Here is a 17,522-nt window from a genome sequence, read left to right as displayed (position 1 = left end):
AACTGCCCAATCCAGGCAGGTAAAAAAGTTAACACACGTAACCGGGACTACTTTTAACACTGCGCCCCGGTTTTTATAAACACGGTGCGCACTGAATATATGTAACACGCAGGGCATTGTACGGGTTTGTACGCACGACGCCATGCTTGAGACCCTTGGGTGTAGCATAGTCAACAGCACATGACATGCTATTCAATTTGAGCATGCATTGTCTTTTGTGACAAAGGCTTATGAGGTGTTTTTATGAGCGAAGCGAAGCATTCCCGCCTGATTGTCCTGGGCTCCGGTCCCGCCGGTTACAGCGCAGCCGTTTATGCCGCCCGCGCCAACCTCAAGCCCGTTGTCATTACCGGCATACAGGCAGGTGGCCAGCTCACCACCACCGTCGAAGTCGATAACTGGCCAGGCGACGTCGAAGGCCTGACCGGACCCGTGCTGATGGAGCGCATGCAAAAACACGCCGAGCGCTTTGCCACCGAGATCGTTTACGACCACATCCATACCGCCAAGTTGCAACAACGGCCATTCGAGTTGATCGGCGATGGCGGCACCTACACCTGCGACGCCCTGATCATTGCCACCGGCGCCTCCGCGCAATACCTGGGCCTGCCGTCGGAGGAAGCATTCGCCGGCAAAGGGGTGTCGGCGTGCGCGACCTGTGACGGGTTCTTCTATCGCAACCAGGTGGTCGCGGTGGTCGGCGGTGGCAACACGGCGGTCGAGGAGGCCTTGTACCTGTCGAACATCGCCAGGGAAGTGCACCTGATCCATCGACGCGACAAACTGCGCTCGGAGAAAATCCTCCAGGACAAACTCTTCGAAAAAGCCGCCAACGGCAATATCCGCCTGCATTGGAACCAGAATCTGGACGAAGTGCTCGGCGATGCCAGTGGCGTGACCGGTGCCCGTCTGCGGGACAGTCAAACGGGTGAAACCACAGAGCTGGCGCTGGCCGGGGTGTTTATCGCCATCGGCCACAAACCCAACACCGACCTGTTCATCGGGCAACTGGAAATGCGCGACGGGTATCTGCTGGTCAAGGGCGGCAGCGAAGGCGATGCTACCGCCACGGCGATTGCAGGCGTGTTTGCCGCTGGCGACGTGGCCGATCATGTTTATCGCCAGGCCGTTACATCGGCCGGGGCCGGTTGCATGGCGGCGCTTGACGCCGAAAAATACCTCGACGACATTCCTGCCGTTTGAAGGCAAACTTTATGGCGGGCCAACGCCCGCCACTGCCCTCCCCTTCTGCAAGCCCGGATGCCATGCTGACTTGGTTACAACGCAACACCTTGCATTTCCCACCGCTGGAAAAGGCCATGCGCGACCCCAACGGGCTGCTGGCTGCCGGTGGTGACCTGTCCGCCGATCGGCTGATCTCGGCTTATCGCCACGGCTGCTTCCCTTGGTTTTCCGAAGGCCAGCCGATTCTCTGGTGGTCGCCGGACCCGCGTACGGTTCTGCTTCCCGACGAATTGCACGTCTCACGCAGCCTGAACAAACTGCTGCGCCAGCAACGCTATCAAGTGACCTTCGACCAGGACTTCGCCGCCGTCATTCGCGCCTGTGCGGCGCCCCGGGATTACGCCGACGGCACCTGGATCACCGAAGCGATGCAAGAGGCCTACATCGAACTGCACAGGCGGGGTCACGCGCACTCGGTGGAAGTGTGGGACGGGGACGAACTGGTCGGCGGCCTGTATGGCCTGGCGATGGGTCGGTTGTTTTTTGGCGAGTCCATGTTCAGCCGCGCTGACAACGCCTCGAAATTCGGCTTTGCCACCCTGGTCCGGCATCTGAAAGACTCAGGATTTGTACTGATCGACTGCCAGATGCCCACCGATCACCTGCATAGTTTGGGAGCCCGGGCGATTCCTCGCCGCGAGTTTGCCAGCTATCTGGCCGGATATCTGGACCAACCCAACCATGCCACCTGGGTTTGCTGAGCGACATTTGCGCGCGTGGCTTACACTTATTCAAAAGCATTATCCCGAGGGTTGATCATGACCGAGTTGGCGCGTTTGAAGTTCTATGCCACTCAGCCGCACTCTTGCAGTTATCTGCCCGATGAGCAGGCCACAACCCTGTTCCTCGACCCTAGCCAGCCCATGGATGTGCATGTCTATGCAGACCTGTCGGAGATGGGGTTTCGTCGCAGTGGCGATCATCTCTACCGGCCGCATTGCCAGAATTGCAATGCCTGCGTTCCGGCGCGCATTCCCGTGGGACAGTTCACGCCCAACCGGCAACAGAAACGCATCTTCAAGCGCAACGCGGACTTGCAGGTGCGTCCGGCCAAGCCCCGCTTCAACGAAGAGTACTTCGAGCTTTACCAGCGCTACATCGAACAGCGTCACGCCGATGGCGACATGTATCCGCCAAGTCGCGACCAGTTTTCGACCTTCCTGGTGCGGGACCTGCCGTTTTCACGGTTTTATGAGTTCCGCCTGAACGGCCAGCTGCTGGCCGTCGCCGTCACCGATTTACTGCCGAACGGTCTTTCGGCTGTCTACACCTTCTACGAACCATCCGAAGAGCGTCGCAGCCTTGGGCGCTATGCAATCCTGTGGCAAATCGCCGAGGCCAGGCGACTGGGGCTAGAGGCGGTCTACCTCGGCTACTGGATCAAAAACTGCAAAAAAATGAATTACAAGACTCAATATCGCCCTATTGAGTTGCTGATTAATCAGCGCTGGGTGGTTCTAAACTAGAGCCGGCCCTAAACCCCTTGGCTTAAACCCCACTTTTCGGGCACAATGCACGCCGCTTTTGCCTGGCGCAGTTGCACCGGGCCATTCATTGGACACCGAGGGCTTTACTGCATGTCGAAAGAAGACAGCTTCGAAATGGAAGGCACTGTCGTCGACACCCTGCCCAACACCATGTTTCGTGTGGAGTTGGAAAATGGGCACGTCGTAACCGCGCACATCTCCGGCAAGATGCGCAAGAACTACATCCGTATTCTTACCGGCGACAAAGTGCGCGTAGAGCTGACTCCCTATGACTTGAGCAAAGGGCGCATCACTTACCGCGCCCGCTAATCAGGTCAATACAAGACGCCCGGCTTATGCCGGGCGTTTTTGTTTGTGCGGGATTTGACCCACTCTTGAATTCCTGACGCTGATCCTCTGTAGGAGCTGCCGAAGGCTGCGATCTTTTGATCTTTAAAAACAAAATCAAAAGATCGCAGCCTTCGGCAGCTCCTACAGGGGGGGGGATTCGTGTTCAGATAACAAAAAGGCGCCTTTCGGCGCCTTTTTGCTTTGTTGCGGTTTAACGTCAGGCCATCTCGGCCGTGGTCTCGAACTCGAAGGTCAGCTCGCCATCCTTGATGTCGATGTGCACCACACCGCCATGCTCGGCCAGTTCGCCAAAAAGAATCTCCTCCGCCAGTGGACGCTTGATCTTGTCCTGGATCAGGCGCGCCATTGGACGAGCACCCATCGCCGCGTCGTAGCCACCTTCGGCGAGCCAGCTGCGGGCCGCATCGGTGACTTCCAGCAACACTCGCTTGTCTTCCAGCTGCGCCTGAAGCTCGGTAAGGAACTTGTCCACCACGCTCTTGATGACCTCATGGCTGAGGCGACCAAACTGGATAATGGTGTCCAGACGGTTGCGGAATTCCGGCGTGAAGCTCTTCTTGATCACTTCCATCGCATCGGACGAGTGGTCCTGGAAGGTGAAACCGATCGAAGCACGAGCGGCTGTCTCGGCACCGGCGTTGGTCGTCATGATGACGATCACGTTACGGAAATCCGCCTTGCGCCCGTTGTTATCGGTCAAGGTACCGTGGTCCATGACCTGCAACAGCAGGTTGAAGACTTCCGGATGCGCTTTCTCGATTTCATCGAGCAACAGCACGCAGTGTGGCTGCTTGGTGATGGCCTCGGTCAGCAGACCGCCCTGGTCGAACCCGACATAACCCGGAGGCGCACCGATCAGACGCGATACGGTATGGCGCTCCATGTACTCGGACATATCGAAACGAATCAGCTCGACACCCAGCGCCTTGGCCAACTGACGCGCCGCTTCGGTTTTACCGACACCGGTAGGCCCTGCGAACAGGAACGAACCGACAGGCTTGTCAGGGGACTTGAGGCCGGCACGGGACAACTTGATCGCGGTGGCCAGCGAGTCGATCGCGGCATCCTGACCAAACACGGTCAACTTCAGGTCACGCTCGAGGTTACGCAGCAATTCCTTATCGGAGCTGGTGACGTGCTTTGGCGGAATCCGCGCGATTTTCGCGACGATGTCTTCGACCTGAGGCACTTCGATGCGTTTAACACGCATCTCGACCGGTTGCAGGCGCTGGTAGGCACCCGCTTCGTCGATCACATCGATCGCCTTGTCCGGCATGTGACGATCATTGATGTAACGCGAAGCCAGTTCGGCAGCCGCGCGCAGGGCTTCATCGCTGTATTCGATATTGTGATGGCTTTCGAAACGCCCCTTCAGGCCGCGCAGAATGCCAATGGTGTCTTCCACCGAAGGCTCCGACACATCGACCTTCTGGAAACGCCGGGCCAAGGCACGGTCCTTCTCGAAGATGCCGCGGAATTCCTGGAAGGTGGTCGACCCGATGCAACGGATATCACCCGAGGACAGCAGCGGCTTGAGCAGGTTCGAGGCATCCATGACACCACCGGACGCAGCACCCGCACCAATGATGGTGTGGATCTCGTCGATGAACAGGATTGCCTGCGGCCGTTTTTTCAGCTCATTGAGCAACGCCTTGAAGCGCTTCTCGAAATCGCCACGGTACTTGGTACCGGCCAGCAGGGCACCCAGGTCGAGGGAGTAAACCACGCTGTTGGCCAGCAGGTCCGGCACCTGGTTGTCGACAATGCGCTTGGCCAGGCCTTCGGCAATCGCGGTTTTACCCACGCCCGCCTCGCCCACCAGCAGCGGGTTGTTCTTGCGTCGACGTGCCAGGATCTGTGCGACACGTTCGACTTCCAGCTCACGCCCCACCAACGGATCGATACGACCCTGGCGCGCGAGTTCGTTGAGGTTGCTGGCATAAGCATCCAGGGGATTGCCCGAGGAAGAAGACTCACCGCCCTCGTCGTCCTGCATATCTTGCTCACCTTCAGAGTGATCGCCATGCCCCGGCACCTTGGAAATGCCATGGGCGATGTAGTTGACGACATCTATGCGGGCAACGCTCTGCTGTTTCAGCAGGAACACCGCCTGACTCTCTTGCTCACTGAAGATCGCGACCAGCACGTTGGCACCAGTCACTTCGCGTTTGCCCGAGCTCTGTACGTGAAACACAGCACGTTGCAGGACACGCTGGAAGCCCAGGGTTGGCTGGGTTTCGCGATCCTCGTCATGCACGGGGATCAATGGCGTGGTGGAGTCGATGAACTCCTGCAGGTCATGCTTGAGTTTGTCGAGGTTTGCGCCGCACGCACGCAGAACGGTGGCGGCAGCCTCATTGTCCAATAGGGCCAGCAGGAGGTGTTCGACGGTCATGAACTCATGACGCTTCGAACGGGCCTCCTTGAAGGCAAGATTGAGGGTGACTTCGAGCTCGCGGTTTAACATAGCTTCACCTCATACCCAAGTGGTCGGCGATTAACCGTCCTTCTCGATTTCACAGAGTAGCGGATGCTGGCTTTCCCTGGCGTACTGGTTGACCTGCATGGCCTTGGTCTCCGCGATGTCGCGGGTAAACACTCCACATACTGCCCGTCCTTCTGTATGGACGGCCAGCATGACCTTGGTCGCCAGCTCGCGATTCAGGTTAAAAAACACCTCGAGCACTTCGACGACGAAATCCATCGGTGTGTAGTCATCATTGAACAAAACCACCTTGTACATCGGCGGCGCCTGTAGAGCAGGCTTTGCCTCCTGAACAGCAATGCCTGCGGAATCGTCGTCGTGTAAATCAGGGCGATCCTGATTGAATGTTAGTCGAATCTGGCTGATTGCATGCATGGAAAGAAAGGTTCGTCAGTTGTTCAAATACAGTGGTGGGGGCGGCTATCAGCGATTTCAACTCCGACTGCCGGTCAGCTTGACTATCGGCAAAAGGGTGTTACAACCAATAGAGCCCACAGTGGGTAAAAAAGGTCCGCGGAGTCAAACTTATTTACAGGTTCGACTGCGGATGTAGTGGATGATACTCCAGTGATGGAGTCTGTTGCAGAGGGAGTTGGGTATGGCAGTCGGCAAGGTGAAGTGGTTCAACAACGCCAAGGGTTACGGATTCATCAACGAGGAAGGCAAGACAGAAGATCTGTTTGCCCACTACTCGGCCATTAAAATGGAAGGTTATAAAACCCTGAAAGCCGGGCAAGCCGTCGTATTCGACATCATCCAGGGCCCCAAAGGCCTGCACGCGGTCAACATCGCCAACCCGGTGGATGCCTCGAAAGCCGCGACACAGTCACCTGAGCAGACCGTTTCGGTTTAACACTGCCGGGTCAACCAGCCATAAAAAAACCGCCTGACTCAACTTCTTGAATCAGGCGGTTTTTGTGTACCTGCGTTTTCTTACATGTGCGAGATCAGCGCATCACCGAAACCGGAAGACGACACCAGTTTCGCCCCTTCCATCAGACGCTCGAAATCATAGGTCACGGTCTTGGCGGAAATCGCGCCATTGGTGCCCTTGATGATCAGGTCGGCCGCTTCGGTCCAGCCCATGTGGCGCAGCATCATTTCAGCGGAGAGGATCAGCGAACCCGGGTTGACCTGGTCCTTGCCGGCGTACTTCGGCGCCGTACCGTGGGTGGCTTCGAACATGGCCACGGTGTCGGACAGGTTGGCACCCGGAGCGATACCGATACCGCCCACTTCCGCCGCCAGGGCGTCGGAGAGGTAGTCACCGTTCAGGTTCAGGGTCGCGATCACATCGTACTCGGCCGGGCGCAGCAGGATCTGCTGGAGCATGGCGTCGGCGATGGCATCCTTGACGATGACGTTCTTGCCGGTTTTCGGGTTCTTGAACTGCATCCACGGGCCGCCGTCGAGCAGGGTCGCGCCGAATTCTTCAGCCGCCACTTCGTAGGCCCATTCCTTGAAGGCACCTTCGGTGAACTTCATGATGTTGCCTTTGTGCACGATGGTCAGCGAATCGCGATCGTTGTCGACCACATATTGCAGGGCCTTGCGCGCCAGACGCTTGGTACCTTGCAGCGAAACCGGCTTGACACCGATACCGCAGTTCTCGTCGAAACGGATCTTGGTGACGCCCATTTCTTCCTTGAGGAACTTGATGACCTTGGTGGCCTCCGGCGTACCGGCCTTCCACTCGATACCGGCGTAGATGTCTTCGGAGTTCTCGCGAAAGATGGTCATGTCGACATCGCCTGGCTTCTTGACCGGGCTAGGCACGCCTTCGAACCAGCGCACCGGACGCAGGCAGACGTACAGGTCGAGTTGCTGGCGCAGGGCCACGTTCAGCGAACGGATGCCGCCACCGACCGGGGTGGTCAGCGGGCCCTTGATGGAAACCACGTAATCCTTGACCGCGTCCAGGGTTTCCTGAGGCAGCCAGGTGTCCTGATCGTAGACCTGAGTCGCTTTTTCCCCGGCGTACACCTCCATCCAGGAAATCTTGCGCTCGCCACCATAAGCCTTCTTAACAGCAGCATCGACAACCTTGATCATGACCGGGCTGATGTCGACACCAATGCCGTCGCCTTCGATGAAGGGGATGATCGGGTTATTAGGAACATTGAGAGAATGGTCTGCATTGACGGTGATTTTGTCGCCGACGGCTGGAACCTGAATCTTCTTGTAACCCATGCTGAACTCCATTGATTGGATTGAACATCTGGCTTGGATCGAGCGTAACCCAGTTGAATCGGCGCGCAAACCCTATGTTCTATCCATATGCCGCAAAGCCGCACAACCAGCGGCCTACAAGCCTGAAAGCAAAGGGAAAAACGCCAAACTCAAGCACGACGAATGACCTTACGCCCTCCTCGCCCCTGCGACCTTTAGACCAATGGACGACATTCGTTGCGTATGAACCATCGGCAGATTGCCAGCTACCTATGTATAATGCCGCCGCTGACTAAAGGGTCACGACGGACTGAACAGCTCTACGACGAGTGTTTACGCCCGATTAGTCGGTCTGTTACCGCAGCCCGACTGCTTGACACCCCACTGATGCACCCAACATCACAGCAACGAAACCTCGATATTCGGCTCATGGATGACTTTGAACGAACGCGCTTACCCGGCGCCCTCGAGTTTCTGCGCACGCTTTAGCAAAGAAGAGAGAGTTAATCCGAATATGCCCACCCGCTCGAAGATCATCTATACCTTCACCGACGAAGCTCCTGCCCTCGCCACCTATTCACTGTTGCCTATCGTAGAGGCGTTCACCGCCTCGGCTGATATCGCCGTTGAAACCCGCGATATCTCTCTTGCAGGGCGCATCCTGGCCAGCTTCCCCGAGCAACTGGGTGACAAAGCCGTAGCCGACCACCTCGCCGAACTGGGCGCCCTGGCCGTTACGCCTGAAGCCAACATCATCAAGCTGCCGAACATCAGTGCTTCGGTTCCACAACTGCAAGCCGCGATCAAAGAGCTGCAAGCCCAGGGCTACAACCTGCCGGACTACCCGGAAACCGTGACCTGCGACGCCGACAAAGAAGCCAAGGCGCGCTACGACAAGGTCAAGGGCAGCGCCGTGAACCCGGTTCTGCGTGAAGGCAACTCCGACCGTCGCGCTCCGCTGTCGGTCAAGAATTACGCGCGCAAGCACCCGCACAAAATGGGCGCCTGGGCCAAGGACTCCAAGTCCCACATTGCGCACATGAGCACCGGCGATTTCTACGGCAGCGAAAAAGCCGCCTTGATCGACGCCGCTGACGCCGTGAAAATCGAACTGATCGCTCAAGACGGCACCGCCACCGTCCTGAAAGAAAAGACCAGCGTACAAGCCGGTGAGATCCTCGATTGCGCGGTCATGAGCAAAAACGCCCTGCGCAGCTTCATCGCCGCCGAAATCGAAGACGCCAAGGCACAAGGCGTGCTGCTGTCGGTTCACCTGAAAGCCACCATGATGAAGGTCTCCGACCCGATCATGTTCGGCCAGATCGTTGCCGAGTTCTATAAAGACGCACTGGCCAAGCACGCTGACGTGCTGGCACAGATCGGCTTCAACCTGAACAACGGCATCGGCGACCTGTACGCTCGCATCAAGGCCCTGCCTGCTGAACAGCAAGCGGCCATCGAAGCTGACATCCAGGCGGTCTACGCCGCTCGCCCTTCCCTGGCGATGGTCAACTCCGACAAAGGCATCACCAACCTGCACGTGCCGAGCGACGTGATCGTCGACGCTTCGATGCCGGCCATGATCCGTGACTCCGGCAAGATGTGGGGCACCGACGGCCAGTTGCACGACACCAAGGCGGTGATCCCGGATCGTTGCTACGCCACCATCTACCAGGCCGTGATCGAAGATTGCAAAGCCAACGGCGCATTCGACCCGACTACCATGGGCAGCGTGCCGAACGTTGGCCTGATGGCGAAGAAAGCCGAAGAATACGGCTCCCACGACAAGACCTTCCAGATCAAGGCTGACGGCGTCGTTCGCGTCACCGACAGCAAGGGCAACCTGCTGCTGGAGCAGTCGGTCGAAGCCGGCGACATCTTCCGCATGTGCCAGACCAAAGATGCACCGATCCAGGACTGGGTCAAACTGGCCGTCAACCGTGCTCGCGCCAGCAGCACGCCGGCGATTTTCTGGCTGGACCCAATGCGCGCCCACGACGGCGTGGTGATCGAGAAAGTTCAGGCTTACCTGAAGGATCACGACACCGCCGGCCTGGACATCCAGATCATGTCGCCTGTCGACGCCATGAAGTTCACCCTGCAGCGCACCCGCGAAGGCAAGGACACCATCTCGGTGACCGGCAACGTACTGCGCGACTACCTGACCGACCTGTTCCCGATCATGGAACTGGGCACCAGCGCCAAGATGCTGTCGATCGTGCCGCTGATGAACGGCGGTGGCCTGTTCGAAACCGGCGCCGGCGGTTCGGCGCCGAAGCACGTTCAGCAACTGCTGGAAGAGAACTTCCTGCGCTGGGATTCGCTGGGTGAATTCCTGGCCCTGGCCGCGTCCCTGGAACACCTGGGCGTGACCTACAACAATCCAAAGGCGCTGGTACTGGCCAAGACCCTGGACCAGGCCACCGGCCAGTTCCTGGACAACAACAAGTCGCCATCGCGCAAAGTCGGCAACATCGACAACCGCGGCAGCCACTTCTACCTGGCGCTGTACTGGGCTCAAGCCCTGGCCGCCCAGACCGAAGACACTGCACTGCAAGCGCAGTTCGCGACCCTGGCCAAAACCCTGACCGAGAACGAGGCGACCATCGTTGCCGAACTCAACGCCGTTCAGGGCAAGCCAGTGGACATCGGCGGTTACTACCACGCCGACGCCGAGCTGATCAGCAAGGCCATGCGTCCAAGCGCAACCTTCAACGCAGCGGTTGCAGCGTTGGTTTAAGGTTGTAAGGAAGCATCACAAACCCCGGCCATGTGCCGGGGTTTGTGTTTGTGGCGTTTACACAACTTTATCTGTCGAAATCGGACCCTGTGGGAGCGAGCCTGCTCGCGAATGCGGTTTATCATTCAACATCAATGCTGGCTGACCCACCGCTTTCGCGAGCAGGCTCGCTCCCACTTTGATCGCATTCCAAACTTGATCTGAGGACGCCTCATGGACTGGAAACCCCACATCACCGTCGCCACCATCGTCGAAGACAACGGCCGCTTCCTGATGGTCGAAGAACTCAAGCACGGTCGCGTGGTGCTCAACCAGCCCGCCGGCCACCTGGATCCGAACGAAACCCTGACCGAAGCCGCCGTGCGCGAAACCCTCGAGGAAACCGGCTGGGATGTCGAACCGACCGGCGTACTGGGCATCTACCTCTACACCGCCCCGAGCAACGGCGTGACCTACCAGCGGGTCTGCTTCATCGCCAAAGCGCTGAAACACCACCCCGATTATCAACTGGACGACGGCATCGTCGGCGCCAAGTGGTTGACCCGCGAGGAATTAATCGAGCAGCGCGACAACTGGCGCAGCGAGCTGATCATGCGCTGCATCGATGACTATCTGGCAGGCCAACACTTCGGCCTTGAATTGATCCGTCCTTCTCTTTAGCCATGCAGGCTCCGGCCTGTTAGAATCGCGTCCTTTTTCAAGACACTCATTGAATCCCTATGCGTGATCCAGCCCCTTCTGACACACAAAAGAAGCGCGTCATTGTCGGCATGTCCGGCGGCGTGGACTCTTCCGTTTCCGCCCTCCTGCTGATCGAGCAGGGTTATGAGGTGGAAGGCCTGTTCATGAAGAACTGGGAAGAAGACGATGGAACGGAATACTGCACCGCCATGGATGACCTGGCGGACGCCCAGGCCGTGTGCGACAAGATCGGTATCAAGCTGCACACCGCCAACTTCGCCGCCGAGTACTGGGACAACGTGTTCGAGCATTTCCTGGCCGAATACAAGGCCGGACGCACGCCGAACCCGGACATCCTGTGCAACCGCGAAATCAAGTTCAAGGCATTCCTCGACTACGCCATGATGCTTGGCGCCGACCTGATCGCCACCGGCCACTACGTGCGTCGCCGCGACATCGATGGCCGCACCGAACTACTCAAGGGCCTGGACCCGAACAAGGACCAGAGCTACTTCCTGCACGCCGTCGGCGGCGAACAGATCGCCAAGACCCTGTTCCCGGTCGGCGAACTGGAAAAACCGCAAGTGCGCGCGATTGCCGAGAAATACGAACTGGCGACCGCGAAGAAGAAGGACTCCACCGGGATCTGCTTTATCGGCGAGCGCCGTTTCAGCGACTTCCTCAAACAGTACCTGCCGGCACAACCGGGCGAGATCAAGACCACCGAAGGTGAAATCATCGGCCGTCATCACGGCCTGATGTATCACACCATCGGCCAGCGCCAGGGCCTGGGCATCGGCGGCCTGAAAGATGCCAGTGACGAGCCGTGGTACGTGCTGATCAAGGACCTGGAGCACAACGAGCTGATCGTCGGCCAGGGCAATGACCACCCGTGGCTGTTCTCCCGCGCCCTGCTCGCCTCCGATATCTACTGGGTCAACCCGATCGACCTGAGCCAGCCACGCAAGCTGACCGCCAAGGTTCGTTATCGTCAGAGCGACCAGCCCTGCACCCTGGAAAAAACCGCCACCGGTTATCGCGCGACCTTCGATGATCCGCAACGCGCGGTCACTCCGGGCCAGTCCGTGGTGTTCTATGACGGTGAGATCTGCCTCGGCGGCGGCGTGATTGAAGTCGCCGAGCCGTGGACGAGCAAGGGCCAGGCCCTATGAACCCGATTCAGGAGCAACTGACAGCACTGGGCGGCGTGTTTCTCGCCGCGGTGCTGGTGGACAGGATTGCCAAGAGCGGCCAGACCAACGAGGCCGGCCTGAGCTGCATGCTCGGCAGCCTGCTGATCCGCGACCCCAAGGACACCCTGGAAGTCTATGGCGGCGATGACATCAACCTGCGTGAAGGCTATCGCGCCCTGATCGGCGCCCTCGAGCGCGACCCGAGCGCCCTGCAGCGCGAGCCGCTGCGCTATGCCCTGGCGATGCTCGGTCTTGAGCGCCAATTGGCAAAACGTGGCGACATGCTCGAGGTGATCGGCAAGCGTTTGCCGCAGATCCAGTCCCAGGTCGAACACTTCGGCCCGGCGCACGAAAACGTGATCGCCGCCTGCGGCGCGCTGTACCAGGACACGTTGAGTACCCTGCGCCAACGTATCCAGGTGCACGGCGACATGCGTAACCTGCAACAACCGAGCAACGCCTCGAAAATTCGCGCCCTGCTGCTGGCCGGCATCCGTTCTGCACGCCTGTGGCGGCAATTGGGCGGTCATCGCTGGCAGTTGGTGATCAGCCGTCGCAAATTGCTCAAAGAGCTTTACCCCTTGATGCGTAACGAATAACCCGCATCGACAGTACCGAACTCTGCAATACGCGTAATACGCCGGTCAGTTGGCGACGGACCGGCGGATTTTTTCATGTATGATACGCGCCCCATTTCGTTGCCCGACTGTCCGAGAACACCCCATGCAGCTCTCTTCGCTCACTGCGGTTTCCCCTGTTGACGGCCGCTACGCCGGCAAAACCCAGGCCCTGCGCCCAATTTTCAGCGAGTACGGCCTGATCCGTGCCCGTGTTCTGGTTGAAGTGCGCTGGCTCCAGCGCCTGGCCGCTCACCCTGCCATCAGCGAAGTGCCGGCGTTCTCCGCCGAAGCCAACGCTGTGCTCAACACCCTGGCGGAAAACTTCTCTCTGGAGCACGCCGAGCGCGTCAAAGAGATCGAGCGCACCACCAACCACGACGTCAAGGCCATCGAGTACCTGCTCAAAGAGCAAGCGGCCAAGCTGCCGGAACTGGCCAAGGTCAGCGAGTTCATCCACTTTGCCTGCACCAGCGAGGACATCAACAACCTGTCCCACGCCCTGATGCTGCGCGAAGGCCGTGATGACGTGATGCTGCCGCTGATGCGCCAGACCGCCAACGCCATCCGCGAACTGGCCATCCGCTTCGCCGACGTGCCGATGCTGTCGCGCACCCACGGTCAACCGGCCTCGCCGACCACCCTGGGCAAAGAACTGGCGAACGTGGTTTACCGCCTTGAGCGCCAGATCGCTCAAGTCGCTGCCGTTCCGCTGCTGGGCAAGATCAACGGCGCTGTCGGCAACTACAACGCCCACCTGTCGGCCTACCCTGAGATCGACTGGGAAGCCAATGCCCGCGCCTTCATCGAAGACGAGCTGGGCCTGGGCTTCAACCCGTACACCACGCAGATCGAACCGCACGACTACATTGCCGAGCTGTTCGACGCGATCGCCCGCTTCAACACCATCCTGATCGACTTCGACCGCGACATCTGGGGCTATATCTCCCTGGGTTACTTCAAACAGCGCACCATCGCTGGCGAAATCGGTTCGTCGACCATGCCGCACAAGGTCAACCCGATCGACTTCGAAAACTCCGAAGGCAACCTGGGCATCGCCAACGCACTGCTCCAGCACCTGGCGAGCAAGCTGCCGATCTCCCGCTGGCAGCGCGACCTGACCGACTCCACCGTACTGCGTAACCTCGGTGTCGGCTTCGCCCACAGCGTGATCGCGTACGAAGCCAGCCTCAAGGGCATCAGCAAGCTTGAGCTCAACGAGCAGAAGATTGCCGCCGACCTGGACGCTTGCTGGGAAGTATTGGCCGAGCCGATCCAGACCGTGATGCGTCGCTACAACATCGAAAACCCGTACGAAAAACTGAAAGAACTGACCCGCGGCAAGGGCATCAGCCCTGAAGCGCTGCAGACTTTCATCGACGGCCTGGACATGCCAGCCGCCGCCAAGGCCGAGCTGAAACTGCTCACCCCGGCGAACTACATCGGCAACGCTGTAGAGCAAGCCAAACGCATCTGATCGATCGCTAGACCCTTTGAAGACGCCCGGCCGCGCCGGGCGTTTTTATTCCCGTCTGAAAAGTGCATTTTTTCAATAGGTTACACATGAATCCTGATATTCCTCTTCAACTTCTGGGCGGCATCACGGCACGGGAATTCCTGCGCGATTACTGGCAGAAAAAGCCGCTGTTGATCCGTCAGGCGATTCCTGATTTCGAAAGCCCGATCGACGCCGACGAACTGGCCGGCCTGGCGCTGGAAGAAGAAGTCGAATCGCGCCTGATCATCGAGAATGGCGAGCGTCCATGGGAACTGCGTCGCGGCCCGTTCGCCGAAGATGAATTCAGCAAGCTGCCTGAGCGTGACTGGACCCTGCTGGTTCAAGCCGTGGATCAGTTCGTCCCGGAAGTCAGCGAACTGCTGGAAAACTTCCGCTTCCTGCCGAGCTGGCGCATCGACGACGTGATGATCAGCTACGCCGCGCCAGGTGGCAGCGTGGGTCCGCACTTCGACAACTACGACGTGTTCCTGCTGCAAGGCCACGGCAAGCGCAACTGGAAGATCGGCCAGATGTGCAACGCCGAGAGCCCGATGCTGGCCCACGCCGACCTGCGCATCCTCTCCGAATTCGAAGCCACCGATGAATGGGTGCTGGAACCGGGCGACATGCTCTACCTGCCGCCGCGCCTGGCTCACTGCGGCGTCGCCGTGGATGACTGCATGACCTACTCGGTGGGCTTCCGCGCGCCGAGCGCCGCTGAAGTGCTGACCCACTTCACTGACTTCCTCAGCCAGTTCCTGTCGGACGAAGAACGCTACACCGACGCCGACGCCTTGCCGGCTGCCGATCCTCACCAGATCCAGCGCGATGCACTCGACCGCCTCAAAGGCCTGCTGGCCGAGCACATGAGCGACGAGCGCCTGCTGCTGACCTGGTTCGGCCAGTTCATGACCGAGCCACGCTACCCGGAACTGGTGGTAGGTCCGGAAGACGTCGAAGAAGAAGACTTCATGTCCGCCCTGGAGCAAGGCGCGATCCTGATTCGCAACCCGAGCGCGCGCCTGGCGTGGTCCGAAGTCGATGACGACCTGCTGCTGTTCGCCAGCGGCCAGAGCCGTTACCTGCCGGGCAAACTGCGCGAACTGCTGAAGATGATCTGCGCCGCCGACGCGCTGCACACCGACAACCTCGGCGAATGGTTAAGCGATGAAGACGGCCGCGGCCTCTTGTGCGAACTGGTCAAGCAAGGAAGCCTGGGGTTTGCCGATGAATAAGATTCACGTACGTGTCGCAGACTGGCAAAAGGACAACGCCGAGATCCGGCGCATTCGTGAAGCGGTGTTCGTCGCCGAGCAATCCGTTCCGCCAGAACTGGAATGGGACGCCGATGACATTGATGCCGTGCATTTCCTCGCTTACGAAGGCGACTTTCCGATTGGCACCGCGCGCCTGCTGCCCGATGGACATGTCGGCCGGGTCTCGGTACTCAAGGACTGGCGCGGCCTGAAAGTCGGCGATGCATTGATGCAAGCGGTCATCGGCGAAGCCGAGGAGCGCGGACTCAAGCAGCAGATGCTCAGCGCCCAGGTACAAGCCACGGCGTTCTATGAGCGCCTGGGCTTTCACATGGTCAGTGAGGAGTTCCTGGAAGCCGGGATTCCGCATGTGGACATGGTTCGGCATTCGGCCTGAGACCCTGTGGCGGGGGGGCTTGCCCCCGTTGGGTCGCGAAGCGACCCCAAGATTTCAGGGCTGCTGCGCAGCCCAACGGGGGCAAGCCCCCTCGCCACAAAAGCAACATGCAAGCACCACAAAACGCCCTGACATCACACGATGCCGGGGCGTTTTGCTGTCCAGGATTCAACTAGCGCCACTCCAGGCCGACAAACTGGCAATATCAACACATGCACCTGTAGGAGCGAGCTTGCTCCGGGCGGCGTTCCGACGATGCTCCTGAGAACGCCGCGGGGGTGTCAGGCTTAAAGCATTATCGTTCACGACCATCGCGAGCAAGCTCGCTCCTACACAAATCACAAAGCCGGAGATAACGGATATGTCCCTACGCGCCCTGCTCAGCACCCTGCTGGTAGCCTGCAGTTTTTCGGTCATGGCAGCCACAGAAATCGTGCCCCTGAACTACCGCACCAGCGCCGACCTGCTGCCGGTGGCGCAGGATTTCATCGGCAAGGACGGACAGGTCAGCGCCTACGGCAATCAACTCATCGTCAACGCCGATCAACGCAAGATCGACGAACTTAAAGCCCTTGTTTCCCAACTCGACACAGCACCCAAGCGCCTGCTGATCACTGTCGACACCAGCGACAACAACTTCCAGGGTGACCAGGGTTCTTCAGCCAACGGCGCCAAGACCCGCATCATCAACTACAGCACCGACAGCCGTGACGGCGGCATTCAGCAAGTGCAGGCCAGCGAAGGCGCACCGGCGCTGATCCAGATCGGCCAGAGCGTGCCACTGACCAGCTCGCAGACCGATGGCTATGGCGACCTGCGCAGCCAGACCGAATACCGCAACGTCACCCAGGGCTTTTACGTCACCGCAAACGTCACCGGCGACATCGTTCACCTCTCGATCAGTACCAACCGTGACCGCATGAGCCAGGAACGTCAGGATGTAGTGAACGTGCAAAGTACCGACACAACCGTCACCGGCCACCTCGGTGAGTGGATCCTGCTGGCCGGGGTCAATGGCCAGACCCAGGCCGACAAACAGGGCCAGACCCGCAGCTACTCAACCCAGAGCCGCAACGACATGACTTTGCGGGTGAAAGTCGACACCTTGGACTAAACCACCGAAAACTGACTGGCGAGTCGTATTAGACCAAAGATGTAGTGCTTGAAAAAAAGCACTACAAAACGTTTGACGAGCCAAAAAAGCGAAGGCATGATGGCCTCGCTCCCGCTAATCAGGGGCCCTGGCAAGGGCCTTCGAGGCGATGTTCGCACCTACCCCGCGAACCGCTTCGTGTCTGTACCGCCCACAAGGTGTGTTTGACGAGGTTGTCGACTGGAACGAAGTTGTCCCGAGGGACGGAAGCGTAATAGGTAACCCGGCACCACACTGATGTTCGTACCAA

General features: G+C 59.1%; 17 protein-coding genes. 14 read left to right on the top strand and 3 right to left on the bottom strand.

All coding sequences use genetic code 11. The features are described from left to right. The first annotated feature begins 243 nt into the window (after window positions 1-243). The 4 genes from trxB to infA all read left to right on the top strand — a co-directional run bounded on the left by trxB (window position 244) and on the right by infA (window position 3,041). A complete protein-coding gene (gene trxB, locus AC07YV_RS07800) occupies window positions 244-1,203 on the top strand; it encodes a thioredoxin-disulfide reductase (RefSeq protein ID WP_102699194.1) in 960 nt (319 codons plus the stop codon). Window positions 1,204-1,265: 62 nt separating this feature from the next. Then, entirely contained in the window at window positions 1,266-1,946 is a 681-nt protein-coding gene (gene aat / locus AC07YV_RS07795) for a leucyl/phenylalanyl-tRNA--protein transferase (protein ID WP_102699224.1), read from the top strand. 57 nt (window positions 1,947-2,003) lie between these two features. Beyond that, window positions 2,004-2,711 (top strand): arginyltransferase, encoded by a 708-nt coding sequence (locus tag AC07YV_RS07790; protein WP_102699195.1) that lies wholly within the window; start codon window positions 2,004-2,006, stop codon window positions 2,709-2,711. Between the two features lie 111 nt (window positions 2,712-2,822). After that, window positions 2,823-3,041, top strand: a complete 219-nt coding sequence (gene infA, locus AC07YV_RS07785; protein WP_002553999.1) for a translation initiation factor IF-1 — start codon at window positions 2,823-2,825, stop codon at window positions 3,039-3,041. A gap of 238 nt (window positions 3,042-3,279) precedes the next feature. Here infA and clpA read toward each other — a convergent pair whose 3' ends face one another. Continuing rightward, the gene (gene clpA, locus AC07YV_RS07780; RefSeq protein WP_007972069.1) at window positions 3,280-5,550 is read right to left on the bottom strand and encodes an ATP-dependent Clp protease ATP-binding subunit ClpA; all 2,271 of its coding nucleotides are present in this window, start codon (window positions 5,548-5,550) and stop codon (window positions 3,280-3,282) included. Between the two features lie 30 nt (window positions 5,551-5,580). After that, window positions 5,581-5,943, bottom strand: a complete 363-nt coding sequence (gene clpS / locus AC07YV_RS07775) for an ATP-dependent Clp protease adapter ClpS (protein WP_015094394.1) — start codon at window positions 5,941-5,943, stop codon at window positions 5,581-5,583. Between the two features lie 223 nt (window positions 5,944-6,166). On the opposite strand from clpS, the gene cspD reads away from it, so the two are divergent. Then, a complete protein-coding gene (gene cspD, locus AC07YV_RS07770; protein WP_102699196.1) occupies window positions 6,167-6,421 on the top strand; it encodes a cold shock domain-containing protein CspD in 255 nt (84 codons plus the stop codon). A gap of 80 nt (window positions 6,422-6,501) precedes the next feature. On the opposite strand, the gene icd is transcribed toward cspD, so the two are convergent. Further along, window positions 6,502-7,758 (bottom strand): NADP-dependent isocitrate dehydrogenase, encoded by a 1,257-nt coding sequence (gene icd, locus AC07YV_RS07765; RefSeq protein WP_007972065.1) that lies wholly within the window; start codon window positions 7,756-7,758, stop codon window positions 6,502-6,504. On the opposite strand from icd, the gene AC07YV_RS07760 reads away from it, so the two are divergent. From AC07YV_RS07760 to AC07YV_RS07720, 9 genes are all read left to right on the top strand, one after another. Further along, window positions 7,757-7,924 carry a hypothetical protein gene (locus AC07YV_RS07760; protein WP_173900797.1) on the top strand — a complete coding sequence of 56 codons (168 nt, stop codon included), beginning with the start codon at window positions 7,757-7,759 and terminating at the stop codon, window positions 7,922-7,924. The genes icd and AC07YV_RS07760 overlap by 2 nt on opposite strands. Window positions 7,925-8,251: 327 nt before the next feature. Next, complete coding sequence (locus tag AC07YV_RS07755) at window positions 8,252-10,477, top strand: NADP-dependent isocitrate dehydrogenase (RefSeq protein ID WP_102699197.1); 2,226 nt, start codon at window positions 8,252-8,254, stop codon at window positions 10,475-10,477. A gap of 213 nt (window positions 10,478-10,690) precedes the next feature. After that, window positions 10,691-11,137 carry an NUDIX hydrolase gene (locus AC07YV_RS07750; RefSeq protein ID WP_102699198.1) on the top strand — a complete coding sequence of 149 codons (447 nt, stop codon included), beginning with the start codon at window positions 10,691-10,693 and terminating at the stop codon, window positions 11,135-11,137. A gap of 59 nt (window positions 11,138-11,196) precedes the next feature. Beyond that, entirely contained in the window at window positions 11,197-12,330 is a 1,134-nt protein-coding gene (mnmA, locus tag AC07YV_RS07745; protein ID WP_007972086.1) for a tRNA 2-thiouridine(34) synthase MnmA, read from the top strand. After that, on the top strand, window positions 12,327-12,950 hold the full coding sequence (gene hflD / locus AC07YV_RS07740) for a high frequency lysogenization protein HflD (RefSeq protein WP_007972088.1): 624 nt from the start codon (window positions 12,327-12,329) through the stop codon (window positions 12,948-12,950). The genes mnmA and hflD overlap by 4 nt, the downstream gene beginning before the upstream one ends. A gap of 124 nt (window positions 12,951-13,074) precedes the next feature. Beyond that, window positions 13,075-14,445, top strand: coding sequence for an adenylosuccinate lyase (gene purB, locus AC07YV_RS07735; protein ID WP_102699199.1), 1,371 nt, complete (start codon window positions 13,075-13,077; stop codon window positions 14,443-14,445). An 86-nt stretch (window positions 14,446-14,531) separates the two neighbouring features. Continuing rightward, window positions 14,532-15,701 (top strand): ribosomal protein uL16 3-hydroxylase, encoded by a 1,170-nt coding sequence (locus AC07YV_RS07730; RefSeq protein ID WP_102699200.1) that lies wholly within the window; start codon window positions 14,532-14,534, stop codon window positions 15,699-15,701. Then, complete coding sequence (locus AC07YV_RS07725; protein WP_095966499.1) at window positions 15,694-16,119, top strand: GNAT family N-acetyltransferase; 426 nt, start codon at window positions 15,694-15,696, stop codon at window positions 16,117-16,119. The genes AC07YV_RS07730 and AC07YV_RS07725 overlap by 8 nt, the downstream gene beginning before the upstream one ends. A gap of 361 nt (window positions 16,120-16,480) precedes the next feature. Then, window positions 16,481-17,233 (top strand): secretin N-terminal domain-containing protein, encoded by a 753-nt coding sequence (locus AC07YV_RS07720; RefSeq protein WP_102699201.1) that lies wholly within the window; start codon window positions 16,481-16,483, stop codon window positions 17,231-17,233. Window positions 17,234-17,522 lie beyond the last annotated feature (289 nt).

This window comes from Pseudomonas sp. GW456-E7, from assembly GCF_059424105.1.
Note: the sequence above shows the minus strand (reverse complement) of the source record. Positions and strands in the feature narration are given on the sequence as shown.